Here is a 17,058-nt window from a genome sequence, read left to right as displayed (position 1 = left end):
GCTGAATGGGTGTTTTTTTACGTAAAAAAGTGTTACATATCGCAAAAATGTTGGATATTTGCAAAGTCAGTCATGCGCTAAAATTACCTTATTGGATGATTGATTGAAAGGAGTTGGAGTTATTGGGGGATAAGAAACCGCTGCTCATCAAGCTGATACGCAGAGATAAACTGCTGCTGCTGATGTTTTTACCGGTGTTTCTGTATTATTTCATATTTTGTTACTTGCCGATGCCGGGGATCCTCATTGCATTCAAAAACTTTACACCAGGACATGGTGTTTTTGGAGGCGATTGGGTAGGGCTTAAGTGGCTGGACCAGTTCGTTCATTCTCGTTATTTCTGGCGACTGCTGAGGAACACCTTCCTGCTTGCATTCTATCCGCTACTCATCGGATTCTCGATCCCGATCCTTTTTGCCATATGCGTAGTTGAAATTAAGAATGGTCTCTTCAAGCGTTTTGCCCAAACGGTGACCTACCTGCCGCACTTTATCTCAACGGTTGTCATCGCTGGGATGATCATTAATTTTCTGTCTCCGACAGACGGTATTGTGAATACGTTCTTGGCTTCGATGGGCATGGCCAAAATTAATTTCATGATGGCGCCCGAATGGTTCCGATCTATTTTCACGACGTCAGGAATCTGGCAAAGCTTCGGTTTTAGCTCCATTATCTACATCGCGGCTATTATGGGGATCGATCAGGAAATGTACGACTCTGGCAAAATTGATGGCGTTAACAAATTTCAAGAAGTATGGCATCTCACACTGCCAAGCTTGAAGCCAACGATTGTGATTCTGTTTCTACTCTCCATCGGCGGCATTATGAGTGTGAATTTCGAGAAGGTATATCTGCTCTACAACGGTGCCACGTACGAAACGGCTGATGTGATCTCGACCTATGTATATAGGCAAGGGATTGAGTCACAGAACTTTGGCTTTGCTACAGCAGTGGGGTTATTCAATTCAATTATCAGTTTCATCTTAGTATATACGGCCAACCAAGCGAGTCGTCGTGTGAACGATATGTCTTTGTGGTAGCAGCGCCTCAAGAAAGGAGGCCTTCATGGTTAAATCATGGACGGACCGGAGTTTTTATGTAATCGTTTACAGTCTTGTTGCACTTGCGATTGTTGTGACCTTATATCCATTTATTTATGTGGTGAGCATCTCCATGAGCTCGGTAGAAGCCATAGACAATAAGTTAGTCACGTTCTTACCTGTTGATCTGAATTTCGATGGGTACAAAATGGTGCTGGGTTACTCCGAATTATGGAAGTCGTACTACAACACGATTTGGTACACCGTTGTGGGTACGATCTTCAATCTAGTAGCCACGTGCTTAGCGGCCTATCCACTTTCGAGAAAGACGTTCTTTCTTCGAAGAAAGCTTAACTTCTACATCGCCTTCACGATGTATTTCTCTGGCGGGTTGATTCCTCTTTATATGGTAATTACGGAATTAGGACTCTATAACACCAGGTGGGCGATGATTCTGCCTGTTCTAGTAAGTACCTTTAACGTCATGATCTTGCGATCAGCCTTCGAGGCGATTCCGAATGAAATATTTGAGAGCGCTAGCATGGATGGGGCCAAGGATTTCACCTTGCTGTTTCGCATCGCGATCCCACTTACCAAGCCAACCTTAGCGGTGCTGACTTTGTACTATGCCGTTGCCCATTGGAATGATTTCTTCAATGCGCTGCTGTATCTCGGGAAGTCGGAACTGCAGCCCTTGCAGATCTTCCTCCGAAGGGTACTCATTATGGCTTCCCCTGAAATTATGCAGAAAATGGGCGGCGAGACAGCGGCCAAAGCACTGGCTGTTTCGACACTGCAAGTTCGTTATGTTTCGATTGTAGTCAGCATTTTACCGATTATTACGATTTATCCGTTCATTCAAAAGTATTTCGTACGTGGTATCACGCTAGGTGCAGTCAAAGGGTAGCGATACTCTTGCTGATAGATAAGTGGGCTTTATACATTGAGGGAGGGTTTCGTATATGAAAAAAACACTCAAAACAACAGCAAGTCTGTCTCTGATTACGGCTTTATTCGCGATGGTAGCTGCAGGTTGTACAAGTGAAGGGAGCTCAGAACCTACGGCTAGTTCAGGAGCGGCGACGGTAAAACCAGATGCGAGTGCTGCGGCAGCGCCAGCGGGCTTCAATTACACAGGCACAGGGCCAATCACCGATAAAGCGGGATCGCTCAAAATTTTAGCCACGAACGCATGGACGAACAATGTTGATTTAAACCAAGCTCCGATCGTCCAAGAGTTGAGTAAACGGGCAGGTATTACGGTCAATTGGGAACTGCTTCCACCATCGACCTATCAAGATGCGATTAGCCCGCGACTTGCGGCTGGGGCCGATCTCCCCGATGTGATCTATCAGCTGGATCAGGATCAGACGATGAAAAACATTCAAGGCGGCTTGTTCAAACCTCTGAACGATTATATCGATAAATATGGCGTAAACATCAAGAAGTTGTTCGAGAAATACCCTGCGCTGAAAGCAAGCTTAACGACGCCAGACGGGAAGATTTACTATCTGCCGCAGCTGGCTGTAACGAAGAACTATATGCCTACTTTTATGGTTAACCAGAGATGGTTAGATAAGCTGGGATTACAGGATCCAAAGACGCTGGATGAATTCACGGATATGCTTCGTAAGTTCAAAGCGAATGACCCGAATGGCAATGGCAAGCAGGATGAAATCCCATTCTCGGTAGCGCCTAATCAACTAGCGAATGCCTTTGGACCGGTATTCGGCTTGGATTTAGCCAATAACTTCTATGCAGACAAGGACGGCAAGGTGCATTATTCGTACTACGAACCGAACTATAAGGAATATTTAACCTACTTAAATAGTCTATACAAAGAGGGATTATTAGAATCCGATTTCGCCAGCGTCACCGCGGATCAGATTACCTCGAAATTCTCGCAAAACATAACAGGCGCTACGTTTAACTTTAGTTGGTATACCTCCATGGTGTACAGCAAGCTGTTCAAGGATTATGATCCAACAAAACCGTTGATTAAAGGGATTGCCCCATTCAAAGGGCCACATGGTGATCAATTCTATATTGGACGGAACCCGATTACAGGTATTTTCGGCGTTTCCAAGAATGCCAAGGATCCTGAGCTGGCGTTCAAATTTTTGGATTATGCGAGCAGTGAAGAATCCAAAGAGATGTATGTGTGGGGACTAAAAGGACAAACGTATGATGTGGTTGACGGTAAGAAACAATTTACGGAGAAAGGCAAGGATAATGATTTCATTCAGAAATTCGGTATCAATCCAACGAATTTGCCGATTGAGCAATCCGTCGATGCAACGGATGTACTGGTAGCACCGTGGCATGCTAAGATTGATAAAGAGATGGAGAAATATATCAAAGCACCATTCCCTTTCGTATATGCGCTGAAAGCTGAGGCTGACAAAGAGAATACGGTGATGCCGGATATCACGACGTACGTGAATGAAATGAATATTAAGTTTATTACCGGCAAGGAAAGCCTAGATAAATTCGATAGCTATATCAAATCGTTGAAAAGTATGGGTGTTGAGGATGTTATTAAAGGTAGACAAGCGCAATATGACCGTTATCTCGCAGCCAGTAAGAAATAAATAACGATTTGTCGTTCGGGTAACCAACACAGCAGCCGCGGAAATGGCTGCTGTGTTTATCCATTTGCGGCGACGAATCCAAAAAGGGCGGTTTCAGGATGAAAAGATCCACCTATATGCTGCTGTTCATCGTGATTTGTACGTCGATTGTTGTGCTCATGATTGTTGGCAAGGGAGGAGATTCTGGTCTGACACCAGCAACGTCACACACGAACAAGGCGGGGCAAGGCCTAGCGCCAACCACCTTACATCTCTTATTTCCTTTGGAGAAGCCAGCCGCCCAAGATGAAGTTATCCAAGCCGTTGAGAACAAGCTGGCCAAGGATGGCTTGCCGATCAAACTCCAATTTACGTATATTCCTTATGATCAGTACTGGAATAAGCTGTGGCTAAATGCGGCAAGCGGGGAGCCTTATGATATTGCTTTATCGGCGTATTCGAATATCGCAGATTTAGTTTCGAAGAAAGTACTGGCGCCCTTGGATGATGCGCTTCGCGATTATGGTCATAGTATAGTTGTTAATACACCTGATTACGCTTTTCAAGGTGTAACGATTAACGGGCATATCTATGGGATTCCTCGCGTGATGCCGATTGCTGAGTTTCAGAGCTTCGTGCAGATTAGAGGCGATCTGCGAAAGAAATACGGTTTACCGGAAATTAAGACGGTGGCCGATATGGATACGTACTTGGAGACGATTCATCAAAAAGAACCGACGATTACGCCCTATTTTTACGATACAGGCCGTTTCTTGCTTCGAGAATATGGGGATGTCGCTTTTTTTGCGGGAGGTTACTTGAATGCTCCTGTGTATATTGACCCGGCGGATCCACAGCTGAAGGTCAGAGATACCTATGAGTCAGATTTTTTCTATCATATTATGGGGAAGATGCATGAATGGCAAGAGAAGGGCTACATTCCCTATGGGCCGTCGGACACCTCGAAGTATCCAGATCCAGAGCTTGCTTTTAACTCAGGTAAAGTGGCGGCAACATGGAGCGTTGTTATGAAGCAAACTGAGCGCATTGATGCGTTCAAAGCCATGCTTCCAGCGGGAGAGCTGGAGAATGTGTATTTGCATCCAGAGAAGCCGAAGTATTTATACACCGGTGCTGATAATATTCTTTCGGTATTTTCGACAAGTCAGCATGTGAATGAGTCTGTTGCTTTCCTGAATTGGCTGAGAAGCAGCCAGGAGAACTACGATCTCTTCACGTATGGGATCAAGGATGTGAATTACAAGCTGAAGGACGAGGCCATCGTTTATGACGGGATCGCGCCCGAGCATCAGTATAACCCGATCAGCTGGACCTGGAATGATATTCGGTTTGCTCGGTTTAGTACCTATATCTCACCTGCCTATAGAAAAGAGCTGCGGGACTGGGATAAGGAAGCAATCGTGTCCCCAACGCTCGGCTTTGTGCCTGATCTGGCGCCAATTAAATCGGAGATTGCCCAGCTGAATGTCATCATTACGGAGTATTTACCGATTCTGTATGATGCGAAAGTGGATTGGACACCTACAATGGCTAGCTTCAGAGCCAAATTAAAAGATGCTGGTATGAATCATGTTATATCGGAAATTCAACGTCAATTTGATGCTTACCACGCTAGTAGAAAGGGTGAAAGACGATGATTACAGTTACCGTTGCAGCAGATGGGAGCGGCGACTTCATTCGCATACAAGAGGCAGTTGATCGTATTCCCGCAGGGAGAAGAGAGCCGACAACCATCCATATCAAAAGTGGTGTTTATAAAGAGAAGTTATATATCGATAAGCCTTGGATAACGCTGGTTGGCGAAGGGGCGGAAACGACCGTTATCTCCTATGATGATTATGCGAAAAAGGTATTTCCAGGCGGAGAACCTTATCACACGTTTCATTCTTACACGGCTTACATAGGCGGGGATCATATTACGGTGGAGGGTATCACCTTCGAGAATACAGCGGGGAGCGGGGACATCGTGGGGCAAGCCTTGGCTGCTTATGTCGATGGGGACTGCGTTGTCTTTCGCGATTGCCGATTCCTCGGGCATCAGGACACGCTGTTCACAGGGCCGTTGCCACCGAAACCGCGAGATCGAGGCACCTTTGGAGGTCCAAGGGAAGATGCGCCGAAACGACCGGTGAGGCAGTATTACGAACGCTGCTATGTGGAGGGGGATGTTGATTTTATCTTTGGCTCGGCGACAGCTGTGTTTCAGGAGTGTGAGGTTGTCTCCTTGGGACGCGGCTGGATCACAGCTGCCTCTACCCCTGAGGAGGTTCCATATGGCTATGTATTTCTGAGGTGTAAGCTAACGGGTGATGCGCCTGAGCAGTCTGTTGGTCTAGGGAGGCCGTGGCGGAATTATGCGAAGACGGCGTTCGTCGATTGCTGGGTAGGACCGCATATTAAGGCCGCGGGCTGGGATCGATGGAATGAACAGGAACCAATAGATGAAGTAAGGTACATAGAGTTTGGGAGCGTAGGCCCTGGAGCCGTAACTAGCGGACGCGCGGAGTGGGCACGGAAGTTGACGGCAAGTGAGGCAGGGGAGCTGACAGCTCGGCGAGTTCTTGCAGGTGATGATGGATGGGATCCAACGCGAATAGGTGAATAAAGCTTGTGGCCGTCAGGAGGATATCTCCTGGCGGTTTTTCTTTGTAAGCGTGCAGAGGGGCGAAGTATCGATGAAAAACACGCTTACAGTGTGGAAAGAGTGCGGCGCTCTGCCGACCTCATGCGCAGTAGTGATGAAAACACGCTTACAGCGTGGAAAAGAGTGTGCCAAGCCGACCTTACCGCACTGTAGTGATGAAAACACGCTTACAGCGTGGAAAAGAGTGCGCCAAGCCGACCTTACCGCACTGTAGTGATGAAAAACACGCTTAGTGCGTCCGAAATCCCCGTTCCACCGCTCACCTCCGACTGTAACCCTGAAATAGATGCTCAAAGATGCAAAAGTACACTTATTTTCGGGGGAATGGGCTATAAAATGGTAAATTGATGCGAAAAGGCAACCTTTTGGGCCGAATATTGACCGAAATGAGGAGGGAGGTCGAAATAGTTGCACTTTTGCACTTATTTCATTAGGGCAGATGACTTCGCCAATAAAGGTTGCACTTTTGCATTTTTCATACTCGATAGCTGTACGCCTGCGCCGAATAATGTGATTGATGGAATGTTGATCTTGACGTTGTTGACAATCATTATCAATAAAATTATAATTAATATTATATTATAATAATTATAAATAGTAGATGTGGATTCTTCGAGTTAATTACAGCATTTGAAAAGTAAGCCATAGTCCCCACCAATGAAAGAGGAGGTTACCCTAATGGTCAAACATGATCTGAATCAAGCTTTACAGCGGATGCGGGCAAGGAATATCACGTTAACCCCGCAGCGGCAAGCGTTACTAACGTATCTATATGCGCAGGAAAGTTACGTGGCGGTGAAAGACATATGCGAGGCAATGGTCGGTGAGTATCCGCATCTGAATGCAATGACAGTCAACAGCACTCTGCACGTTTTTAAACTGCTGGGATTAGTGAATGAGTTGACGGTTGGCGGAACTTCTTTACGATATGAAGCGGCTATTTGCTCGTAAGTGAATTCCCGTATGGATTTAGTACGCAATCAGTCGGCCGTTATCATGCCATTGTCCATATAAGGTATTCAAACGGGTCTGTTCAATAAACTTGGTTAATCGATTCTGATACAACGTTTCATCGTGGCGTACAGACTGAATATTGTCGATTTTGACTCTAACATAGAGCTCTGGCAAGGATTGAAAATGGCGATATAGCACATCGTCCTGACGTAATTGCGCTAAGATATCTTCATGTATGGTGAAAGATGYGGTGTTCATATCTGGCAATTCACGATAACCGGCTTCTGTCATGAGGCCTAGTTTATCTAACCTTCTGACGCGTTCCTTATTGAGCTCTGTCCAGTTACTCTTTTTTTTCCGTGGCGAATATCGGTGCGCTGTTTGTGTGTCATCTAATTTCTTAATGGTGCTATCAATCCAGCCGAAACATAAGGCTTCTTCAACAGAATCTAAGTAACTTTCGGAATGTCGACCTGTAGGAACTAACCAACAATATTCTTCCGTGCTGTGATTCTCACTTAGCCAGTTTCGCCAATCTTGTCTTGTGTGTACGTTCACGATTTTATCTATGATCATAAATTTCAAGTCACCTCTGATTATCATTATAACCAAACGCACTGACAGCTGTATGTCAGTGTGTTTGTTATTTTTCCATAAGAATGAAGCCATGTCGAAAAATATGTATGTTCGTCATACAAGTGATTTTGAAATGAAAGAATAACGGATATCTCCTATACCGATGTTGAGAAACGCATCTTTCCTCATGATCAGGTAATAGCTAGAAAATGTGCCTAAAAAGCGAACTATTTAAAAGAAATAAGAGAAAATCGTTCGTTTTTTCAAATTGACATGGCACGTTAGTTGGTAGTAAACTAGGAAAGCGGGAAATGAAGCCGCACTAATTGAAAATGTCGAATCAACTCGTATAAAATCAGGGATAAGGCCTGGAAGTATCTACCCAAAAACCATGAATTTTTGGACTACGAGGAAGCGAATGAGGGGAACCATAGGAAATGATGGTCTTTTTGCATTCGGTTCTTTTGCTGTCCAGCGTATAGAATCGTGAATTCTAGCTCTGGGCATTTTTTATTATAAAGGTGACGAAAGTGGGTTTAAGATGACGACGGTACGTGTTGGTGTAATTATGGGAAGCCAGTCGGATTGGGAAAYGATGAAGCATGCTTGTGATATGTTGGACGAACTTGGTGTGGCGTATGAGAAGAAGGTTGTCTCCGCGCATAGAACGCCGGATCTGATGTTCGAATATGCAGCATCGGCTATCGAACGTGGGCTACAAGTCATTATTGCCGGAGCAGGCGGTGCGGCGCATTTACCAGGAATGGTAGCAGCCAAAACTGAGCTTCCGGTTATTGGTGTTCCAGTCAAAACGTCCACGTTGAATGGTATGGACTCTTTGCTCTCTATTGTGCAAATGCCAGGCGGCATTCCAGTTGCTACAGTGGCTATCGGCCATGCTGGTGCAACGAATGCAGGCTTGCTCGCTGCGCAGATTCTGGGTGCTTTTGATCCAGAGATCCAAGCGAGAGTGAAAGCACGCCGCGCGCGTATCACGCAAACGGTGCTAGAAAGCAGTGACAACCTATGAGTGACACTTCCAGCGGTAAGGTGATCCAGCCAGGAGGCACAATCGGCATCCTTGGCGGCGGGCAATTAGGACGCATGCTTACGCTAGCCGGACGCAACATGGGGTATCGCTTCGTAACGCTTGATCCGACAGAGGACGCGCCTTGCGGCCAAGTCGCGGATCAGATTCAAGCGAATTTCGACGACGTGGAGGCAGCTAGAAGGCTTGCCGCACGATCGGACGTGATCACGTACGAATTCGAAAACGTTGACGCACACGTCACCAACATCTTGATGGAAGAGTCCTATGTTCCACAAGGCAGTCATCTTTTATACACGACCCAGCACCGTCTTCGCGAAAAAAGAGCGATTGAAGCGGCAGGTGTTCCAGTAGCGCCATATGCGGAGATCACAAGCGAGGCGGAGCTGCGGGAAGCAGCTGAGCGATTCGGTACGCCATGCGTACTCAAAACCGCTACCGGCGGTTATGACGGCAAAGGGCAGTGGGTGCTTCGCTCTTTAGATGAAGTCGCCGAAGCTTATGAAACGTTAAGCCGCGCCAAAACCGAGCTGGTTCTCGAACAATTCATTCATTTTGACAAGGAATTATCCGTTATTGCAGCTAGAAGTCCACGCGGCGAGGTAAAGGCATTTCCTGCTGCTGAAAATATACATGTACATAATATTCTGCACGAATCCATCGTGCCGGCACGTATTCCTGTGCCCGTGCAGAAGGCAGCCGAAGAACTCGCGATTCGCATCGCAGAGTCGCTCGGTGTCATCGGGCTCATCGCGGTTGAGTTATTCCTAACGAAGGATGGTGGGCTCTATGTGAATGAGCTTGCGCCACGCCCGCATAATTCCGGGCATTACACGATGGAAGCTTGCCGGACCTCACAGTTCGAGCAACACGTACGCGCGATTTGCAACTTGCCTCTTGGTTCAACGGAATTGATAACACCTGTGGTCATGGTCAATTTGCTCGGTGAGCACATAGCTCCCCTGCATGATCAGCTTGCTGAGCCTGGCTTCTTGGAGAATGAACAACTAGGCGTCTCTGCCAAGCTTCATTTGTACGGCAAGAAGGAAGCGAAAGAGAAACGCAAGATGGGTCATATCAACCTTTTAACAGATGATGTTGAGAAAGCTTTGACTTGGATAGAACAGACTGGCATTTGGAAAAGTAAGTAAATGAAACTCATTGGAGGAACGGAAATATGATTGAACGTTATACACGCCCCGAAATGGCACGCATTTGGACAGAAGAAAATAAATTTAACGCTTGGCTGGAAGTTGAAATTCTTTCTTGCGAAGCTTGGTCAGAACTAGGTGTCATTCCGAAAGAAGATGTTAAGGTATTGCGCGAGAAAGCAAGCTTCAACATCGATCGTATTTATGAAATCGAGCAAGAGACGCGCCATGACGTGATTGCCTTCACAAGAGCAGTTTCCGAGACATTAGGGCCTGAGCGCAAATGGGTTCACTACGGCTTAACGTCCACAGACGTTGTGGATACAGCACTTGGTTACTTGCTGCGCCAAGCGAACGAAATTTTGGACAAAGACATCCAGAACTTCATCGAAATCCTTCGCAATAAAGCGATCGAACATAGAGATACAGCGATGATGGGCAGAACGCATGGTGTTCACGCAGAGCCAACGACGTTTGGTTTGAAAATGGCGCTATGGTACGAGGAAATGAAGCGTAACCTGGAGCGTTTCCGCTTTGCCGCTGATGGCGTGCAATTCGGTAAAATCTCTGGCGCAGTAGGCACGTATGCGAACATTGATCCATTCGTAGAAGAGTATGTTTGCGGCAAGTTGGGTACGAAAGCAGCACCAATCTCCACACAAACATTGCAACGTGACCGTCACGCTGAATACATGGCTACATTAGCATTGGTAGCAACATCCCTAGACAAATTCGCTACGGAAATTCGTGCACTTCAGAAGAGTGAGTTCCGCGAAGTTGAAGAGCCGTTTGCTAAAGGTCAAAAAGGTTCCTCCGCAATGCCGCACAAACGTAACCCAATCGGTTGCGAGAGCATTTCCGGTCTATCCCGCGTGATTCGTGGGCACATGGTTTCTGCTTACGAGAACGTAACACTTTGGCATGAGCGCGACATTTCGCATTCCTCTGTTGAACGTATTATTTTGCCAGATGCGACGCAATTGTTGAACTACATGTTGAACCGTCTTGGCAACATCATCAAGTACCTAACGGTGTTCCCAGAGAACATGAAACGCAACATGCGCAGCACGTACGATGTTCCTTTCTCCGGCCGCGTGATGACGAAACTGATCGACAAAGGCTTTGCTCGTGAGCAAGCGTACGATACGGTACAGCCGAGAGCGATGCAAGCATGGGAAGAGCAACGCTCCTTCCGCGAAATCGTTGAGAATGCATCGGTGATCACAGAAGTATTAAGCCCAGAAGAAATCGCAGATTGCTTCGATCCGAGCTGGCATTTGAAACATGTAAGCACGATCTTTGATCGTCTTGGTTTGAACTAGAAGATAGTGAACGAATAGATAGATTGTGAAGGGGAAAGGGTGTGGAATTCGTGGCAAACGCAAGCGTGATCGTAGATACAGCTGAGGAAATGATTAATGCACCTCTGGTGCACAAAGGCAAAGTACGTGAGTTGTATGATCTTGGCGATAGCTTTTTGATCGTGGTAACGGATCGGATTTCGGCTTTTGATTACATCTTGAAGCCTGGCGTTCCAGATAAAGGGTATGTGCTCAATGCTTTGAGCAAGTACTGGTTCGGCATTACTAGCGGATATATGAACAATCACATCATTCACACGGATGTTGAGAAGCTTCATGCGATTATTCCTAGTGCTGCGGATCGTGAGCTTTTGAAAGAGCGTATTATCGTGGCGAAAAAGGCAGAGCGCATCTCCATCGAGTGCGTGGTACGTGGCTACATTACGGGGAATGGCTGGAGACAGTACGCAAGTACTGGCGAAATCAATGGCCGCAAATTGCCTGAAGGCTTGCGCAAGAACGAGCGTTTGAACGATCCGATTTTCACACCTGCGGCGAAAAATGATGTGGGTCACGATGAGGACATTTCCATTGAACAAATGATCGAGCTTGTTGGCGAAGACCTGACGTATGCTTTGCAAGAGCGCAGCATCATGCTGTACACACTGGCGCATAGCATGTGCGAGCAAAAAGGCATTATTTTGGCTGATACGAAGTTTGAATTCGGTTTTTATGCAGGTGAACTTATTATTATTGATGAGATCTTTACACCGGATTCTTCCCGTTATTGGTCACAAGAGAAATATGCCTTGGATATCGAGATCGATTCCATGGACAAAGAGCCTGTTCGCACGTATTTAGCGGGATCAGGTTGGGATAAAAACAGTGAACCGGACGAGCTTCCAGCCCCTGTTGTGGAAGAGACTTCGAACCGATATAAAGAAATTTTGTACCGCTTGGTTGACTAATATTAATGCTGAGGAGCGATTTCACGATGAAAGCAACAGTATATGTAACGATCAAACAGAACGTATTGGACGTACAAGGAACGGCAGTACAAGGAGCGCTTCACTCCATGGGCTTCGAAGAAGTTGGCAAAGTGCGCATCGGTAAATATTTGGAGCTTGAGCTTGGTACAACAGACAGAGCTGAAGCAGAAACACGCGTTAAAGCAATGTGCGAGAAGCTGCTAGCAAACACAGTTATCGAAGACTACCGCTACGAATTGGTTTAATAGACACAAGTAAATCAAAAGCAAAACCTAGCCCACGCTTACGAAGATAGTTTTACTAGAGTAAAACTTTTAGGAGGAAAAACCATGAATTTTGCGGTTCTTGTGTTCCCGGGATCGAATTGCGATATCGACTTGTACAAAGCGATTGAAGACACGATTGGTCAACCTGTTGACTATGTATGGCATACGGACGGCGACTTGTCCAAATACGATTGTATCCTAGTACCAGGAGGATTCTCTTACGGGGATTACCTGCGTTGTGGAGCGATTGCTCAGTTTACGAACGTAATGAAAGCTGTCGTGAAGGCTGCGGAAGAAGGCAAATATATTCTAGGTATTTGTAACGGATTCCAAGTGTTGACGGAAGCTCGTTTGCTGCCAGGCGCATTACTGCGCAATAACGGCATGAAATTCCGCTGTCACCAAGCGGTTCTGAAAGTTGAGAACAACACAACGGCGTTCACACGTGATTATGCTGAAGGTGAATTAATCAACATTCCAATCGCACATGGTGAAGGCAACTACTACTGTGACGATGCTACACTCAAAGAATTGCAAGAAAACAACCAAATCGTGTTCCGTTATGAAGCGGGCAACAACCCGAACGGATCACTTGATGATATCGCTGGAATCAGCAACAAAGCAGGGAACGTAGTGGGTATGATGCCCCATCCAGAGCGCGCCATTCATGAGATTCTAGGCTCCGCAGACGGTAAGAAAATGTTCACATCTATTCTAAGTGCTTGGAGGGAAAAACATGACGCAGCAGCTATCCGCTAAGGAACCATCTCCGGAACAAATCGCGGAACAGAAGATTTACAAGCAAATGGGTGTAACCGACGAGGAGTTTGCTAAGATTTGTGGTTTCCTTGGACGTACTCCGAACTATGTAGAAATCGGCGTATTCAGCGTAATGTGGTCCGAGCATTGTTCTTACAAAAATTCCAAACCTGTTCTTCGCAAATTCCCAGTGACAGGACCTCGCGTTCTTATGGGACCTGGCGAAGGTGCAGGGATTGTAGATATCGGGGACAACCAAGCGGTTGTTTTCAAAATTGAAAGTCATAACCACCCTTCCGCAATCGAGCCTTACCAAGGCGCGGCGACAGGTGTGGGCGGTATTATTCGTGATATTTTCTCCATGGGCGCACGCCCAGTTGCTCTACTTAACTCCTTGCGTTTCGGTAAATTGGAAAATGATCGCGTGAAGTACTTGTTCGAGCACGTTGTCTCCGGTATCGCTGGCTACGGTAACTGTATCGGGATCCCGACAGTTGGCGGCGAAGTGATGTTTGACGAGAGCTACGAGGGGAACCCGCTCGTTAATGCAATGTGCGTGGGCCTCATCGACCACGACATGATCCAACGCGGTGTTGCCAAAGGTGTAGGCAACCCAGTCTTCTACGTCGGCCCAGCAACAGGCCGCGATGGTATCCACGGTGCGACATTCGCATCCGAGGAATTAACAGCTGAATCCGAAGCGAAGCGCCCAGCGGTACAAGTTGGCGATCCGTTCATGGAAAAGCTAGTTCTAGAAGCTTGCTTAGAGTTAATCGATTCCGGCATCGTGCTTGGAATTCAAGATATGGGCGCAGCGGGACTAACATGTTCCAGCGCTGAGATGGCTAGTAAAGCAGGTAACGGCATGGAGCTGTACCTGGATGAAGTTCCACAACGCGAAGAAGGCATGACAGCATATGAAATGATGTTGTCGGAGTCCCAAGAGCGTATGCTTTTCGTTGTTGAGCCGAAGGATGAAGCGCAAGCGAAAGGCATCTTCGAACGTTGGGGCTTGCACTGCGCGAAAGTCGGTAAGGTTACTGACGACGGTTTCCTTAAGCTTATTCACCACGGTGAAGTCGTGGCGAACATGCCTGTTGGCGCACTCGTTGACGAGTGCCCGGTTTACAATAAGCCAAGCAAAGTGCCGGCTTATTACGAAGCAAGCGCAGCGATCGATACAACACGTTACCCAGAGGTAACGAAGTTGACGGAAGCGCTGAAATCCGTACTCGCGTCCCCGACGGTAGCGAGCAAAGAGTGGGTTTATAACCAGTATGACTACATGGTTCGTACAGAAACAGCTGTGCGTCCAGGTTCAGACGCAGCAGTAGTAACAATCCGCGGCACGCGCAAAGGTCTTGCGATGACAACGGATTGTAACGGACGCTACGTGTACCTGGATCCAGAAGTGGGCGGACGTATCGCGGTTTCCGAAGCAGCACGTAACGTAGTTTGTTCCGGTGCTGAGCCGCTTGCTGTGACGGACAACCTGAACTTTGGTTCCCCTGACAAGCCGGAAATCTTCTGGCAGTTGGAGAAATCCACGGATGGTATGGCAGAAGCTTGCCGCTTCTTGGATACGCCGGTTATCGGCGGTAACGTCTCGCTTTACAACGAGAACTCCAAAGGCGCAATCTACCCAACTCCGGTTATCGGAATGGTTGGTCTTGTTCATGACATCGACCACATCACGACACAAAACTTCAAAAACGAAGGCGACATCATTATCCTGCTAGGCGAGACGAAAGCTGAGCTCGGCGGCAGCGAATTCCAATATGTGATTCACGGTGTAACAGAAGGCCGTCCTCCTGAGTTGGACTTGGCTACTGAGAAACGCCTGCAAAACGCAGTACTCAAAGCGATTCAAGAAGGTCTAGTTGCATCCGCACATGACTTGTCTGAAGGCGGCTTGGCTGTAGCACTAGCAGAAAGCTGTATCAGCGGGAATATCGGCGCAGAGGTTAATGTAGCGTCGGATCTTCGTCCAGATTTCGCATTGTTCAGTGAAACACAATCTCGTATCGTACTTAGCGCTACACCAGAAAAAGCCGATGCGCTTAAGCATTGGATCGCTTCTCAAGGTGTACCATATCAAGAAATCGGAAAAGTAACAGGTTCTTACCTCACTGTGAAAATCAATGACGAACAGCGTCTCCAGTCTCCTGTAAACGAGCTGGCGAAAGTCTGGAAGGATGCGATTCCATGTCTAATGGCGTGAAACAATCCAAGGCCCTAAAGCTTCCTGTAGCACCATTTGAACAACTTGAGAATGGGCAGCATGAGCTTTGGACAGGCGACTATTACAACGAAGGTATTGGCGGCCAAGGCGGATTGTTCGACAAGCTGAATGAAGAGTGCGGGGTGTTCGGGGTGTACGGTCATCCCGACGCTTCCTCCCTATGCTATTATGGGCTGCACGCCCTTCAGCATCGTGGACAGGAAAGTGCGGGCATCTGTACAGTCGATGAAGGCAAATTCAACTATTACCGTGGGATGGGACTTGCAAAGGAAGTTTTTACAAATGATAATTTGCATCCACTTACAGGTTCTACAGCTATCGCGCATGTTCGCTATTCAACAGCAGGTGAAAGCAAACTGGCGAATGCGCAACCGCTCGTGTTCAAATACCGCGAGGGCGATCTAGCGATTGCGACGAACGGAAACCTTGATAATGCCAACATTATCAAGCGTGAGCTGGAGCGGAAGGGTTCCATTTTCCAAACAACAAGTGATACTGAGGTTATGGCGCATCTGATTGCTCGCTCGGAGCATGATGATATCGTTGATGCTGTGAAAGATGCAATGAATCAAGTCATCGGCGGCTTTGCCTTCCTTATTATTACGAAAGATAAATTGATTGCTGCGCTTGATCCGAACGGCTTACGTCCGTTCATTATCGGTCGTCTTGGTGATTCCTATTTGTTCGCGTCGGAAACATGTGCATTTGATGCGGTTGGAGCAACCTATTTCCGTGATGTACAGCCTGGCGAGATCATTGTGATTGATCGTGATGGCTTCCGTTCGGAACGTTTTGCAGAGAGCGGCAAGCGTGCAATTTGTGCGATGGAGTACATTTACTTCGCTCGTCCAGACAGCGACATTGACACAGTCAATATTCACTCCGCTCGTAAACGGATGGGTAAACGACTAGCGATGGAAGCTTTCGTGGATGCGGATATTGTTACTGGCGTGCCGGATTCAAGTATTTCAGCTGCCATTGGTTTTGCGGAACAAAYGGGGATTCCTTATGAGCTGGGTCTGATCAAGAACCGCTACACAGGCCGTACGTTCATCATTCCAAGCCAAGAGCTTCGTGAGCAAGGTGTCAAAATGAAGCTGAGCGCCGTTCGCAAGGTGGTCGAAGGCAAGCGTGTCGTCATGATCGATGACTCCATCGTTCGTGGGACAACGTCCTTACGCATCGTCAACCTGCTTCGTGAAGCAGGAGCAACGGAAGTTCATGTGCGGATTTCTTCGCCGCCTTTTATGAACCCTTGTTACTACGGAATTGATACACCGGACCGCAAAGAGCTTATCGCGGCGATGAATTCGATCGAAGAGATTCGCAAGGCGATCAACGCGGATTCGCTTCATTTTCTGACGAAGGATGGCTTGTTGGATTCAATCGGTCAAGGTTCCGCAGGCAAAGAAAGCGGATATTGTACAGCTTGTTTCGATAACAGCTATCCGACGGAAATCGTTGATGTGACGAAGGTTGGCTGTGCGTGTGACTAAA

General features: G+C 47.1%; 15 protein-coding genes and 1 riboswitch. Of the genes, 14 read left to right on the top strand and 1 reads right to left on the bottom strand.

Features of this window, described 5'->3' with window-relative positions; genetic code table 11:
• Positions 1-122: 122 nt before the first annotated feature.
• The 6 genes from AB4114_RS22540 (at position 123) to AB4114_RS22515 (ending at position 7,226) form a co-directional block, all read left to right on the top strand.
• On the top strand, positions 123-1,040 hold the full coding sequence (locus AB4114_RS22540) for an ABC transporter permease (RefSeq protein WP_441990467.1): 918 nt from the start codon (positions 123-125) through the stop codon (positions 1,038-1,040).
• Between the two features lie 25 nt (positions 1,041-1,065).
• Positions 1,066-1,947: a carbohydrate ABC transporter permease gene (locus AB4114_RS22535; protein WP_236291709.1), complete on the top strand. Its 882-nt coding sequence runs from the start codon at positions 1,066-1,068 to the stop codon at positions 1,945-1,947.
• A gap of 55 nt (positions 1,948-2,002) precedes the next feature.
• A complete protein-coding gene (locus tag AB4114_RS22530; RefSeq protein WP_441990466.1) occupies positions 2,003-3,631 on the top strand; it encodes an extracellular solute-binding protein in 1,629 nt (542 codons plus the stop codon).
• A 98-nt stretch (positions 3,632-3,729) separates the two neighbouring features.
• Positions 3,730-5,268: an ABC transporter substrate-binding protein gene (locus AB4114_RS22525; RefSeq protein ID WP_441990465.1), complete on the top strand. Its 1,539-nt coding sequence runs from the start codon at positions 3,730-3,732 to the stop codon at positions 5,266-5,268.
• On the top strand, positions 5,265-6,236 hold the full coding sequence (locus AB4114_RS22520) for a pectinesterase family protein (RefSeq protein WP_441990464.1): 972 nt from the start codon (positions 5,265-5,267) through the stop codon (positions 6,234-6,236). Before AB4114_RS22525 ends, AB4114_RS22520 begins: the two co-directional genes overlap by 4 nt.
• Before the next feature lie 717 nt (positions 6,237-6,953).
• Positions 6,954-7,226, top strand: coding sequence for a Fur family transcriptional regulator (locus AB4114_RS22515; RefSeq protein WP_441990463.1), 273 nt, complete (start codon positions 6,954-6,956; stop codon positions 7,224-7,226).
• A gap of 18 nt (positions 7,227-7,244) precedes the next feature.
• Here the strand turns inward: AB4114_RS22515 and AB4114_RS22510 are convergent, their stop codons facing one another.
• Complete coding sequence (locus tag AB4114_RS22510; RefSeq protein WP_441990462.1) at positions 7,245-7,805, bottom strand: YdeI/OmpD-associated family protein; 561 nt, start codon at positions 7,803-7,805, stop codon at positions 7,245-7,247.
• 325 nt (positions 7,806-8,130) lie between these two features.
• Positions 8,131-8,232: riboswitch (purine riboswitch) on the top strand.
• Between the two features lie 114 nt (positions 8,233-8,346).
• Here AB4114_RS22510 and purE point away from each other — a divergent pair.
• The 8 genes from purE to purF all read left to right on the top strand — a co-directional run bounded on the left by purE (position 8,347) and on the right by purF (position 17,057).
• On the top strand, positions 8,347-8,835 hold the full coding sequence (purE, locus tag AB4114_RS22505; RefSeq protein WP_441990461.1) for a 5-(carboxyamino)imidazole ribonucleotide mutase: 489 nt from the start codon (positions 8,347-8,349) through the stop codon (positions 8,833-8,835).
• Positions 8,832-10,004 carry a 5-(carboxyamino)imidazole ribonucleotide synthase gene (purK, locus tag AB4114_RS22500; protein WP_441990460.1) on the top strand — a complete coding sequence of 391 codons (1,173 nt, stop codon included), beginning with the start codon at positions 8,832-8,834 and terminating at the stop codon, positions 10,002-10,004. Before purE ends, purK begins: the two co-directional genes overlap by 4 nt.
• Positions 10,005-10,030: 26 nt before the next feature.
• Entirely contained in the window at positions 10,031-11,326 is a 1,296-nt protein-coding gene (gene purB / locus AB4114_RS22495; RefSeq protein WP_441990459.1) for an adenylosuccinate lyase, read from the top strand.
• Between the two features lie 65 nt (positions 11,327-11,391).
• The gene (locus tag AB4114_RS22490) at positions 11,392-12,273 is read left to right on the top strand and encodes a phosphoribosylaminoimidazolesuccinocarboxamide synthase (RefSeq protein ID WP_441990494.1); all 882 of its coding nucleotides are present in this window, start codon (positions 11,392-11,394) and stop codon (positions 12,271-12,273) included.
• A 26-nt stretch (positions 12,274-12,299) separates the two neighbouring features.
• Positions 12,300-12,539, top strand: a complete 240-nt coding sequence (purS, locus tag AB4114_RS22485; protein ID WP_065850552.1) for a phosphoribosylformylglycinamidine synthase subunit PurS — start codon at positions 12,300-12,302, stop codon at positions 12,537-12,539.
• Positions 12,540-12,623: 84 nt separating this feature from the next.
• Positions 12,624-13,319, top strand: coding sequence for a phosphoribosylformylglycinamidine synthase subunit PurQ (gene purQ / locus AB4114_RS22480; RefSeq protein ID WP_056612769.1), 696 nt, complete (start codon positions 12,624-12,626; stop codon positions 13,317-13,319).
• Positions 13,297-15,540 (top strand): phosphoribosylformylglycinamidine synthase subunit PurL, encoded by a 2,244-nt coding sequence (gene purL, locus AB4114_RS22475; RefSeq protein WP_441990458.1) that lies wholly within the window; start codon positions 13,297-13,299, stop codon positions 15,538-15,540. Before purQ ends, purL begins: the two co-directional genes overlap by 23 nt.
• Positions 15,525-17,057 (top strand): amidophosphoribosyltransferase, encoded by a 1,533-nt coding sequence (gene purF, locus AB4114_RS22470; RefSeq protein ID WP_441990457.1) that lies wholly within the window; start codon positions 15,525-15,527, stop codon positions 17,055-17,057. The genes purL and purF overlap by 16 nt, the downstream gene beginning before the upstream one ends.
• The last annotated feature ends 1 nt before the right edge of the window (position 17,058 follow it).

The organism is Paenibacillus sp. 2RAB27 (assembly GCF_052115445.1).
Taxonomy (GTDB): Bacteria; Bacillota; Bacilli; order Paenibacillales; family NBRC-103111; genus Paenibacillus_E.
This window is presented reverse-complemented; position numbering and strand designations above follow the sequence as displayed.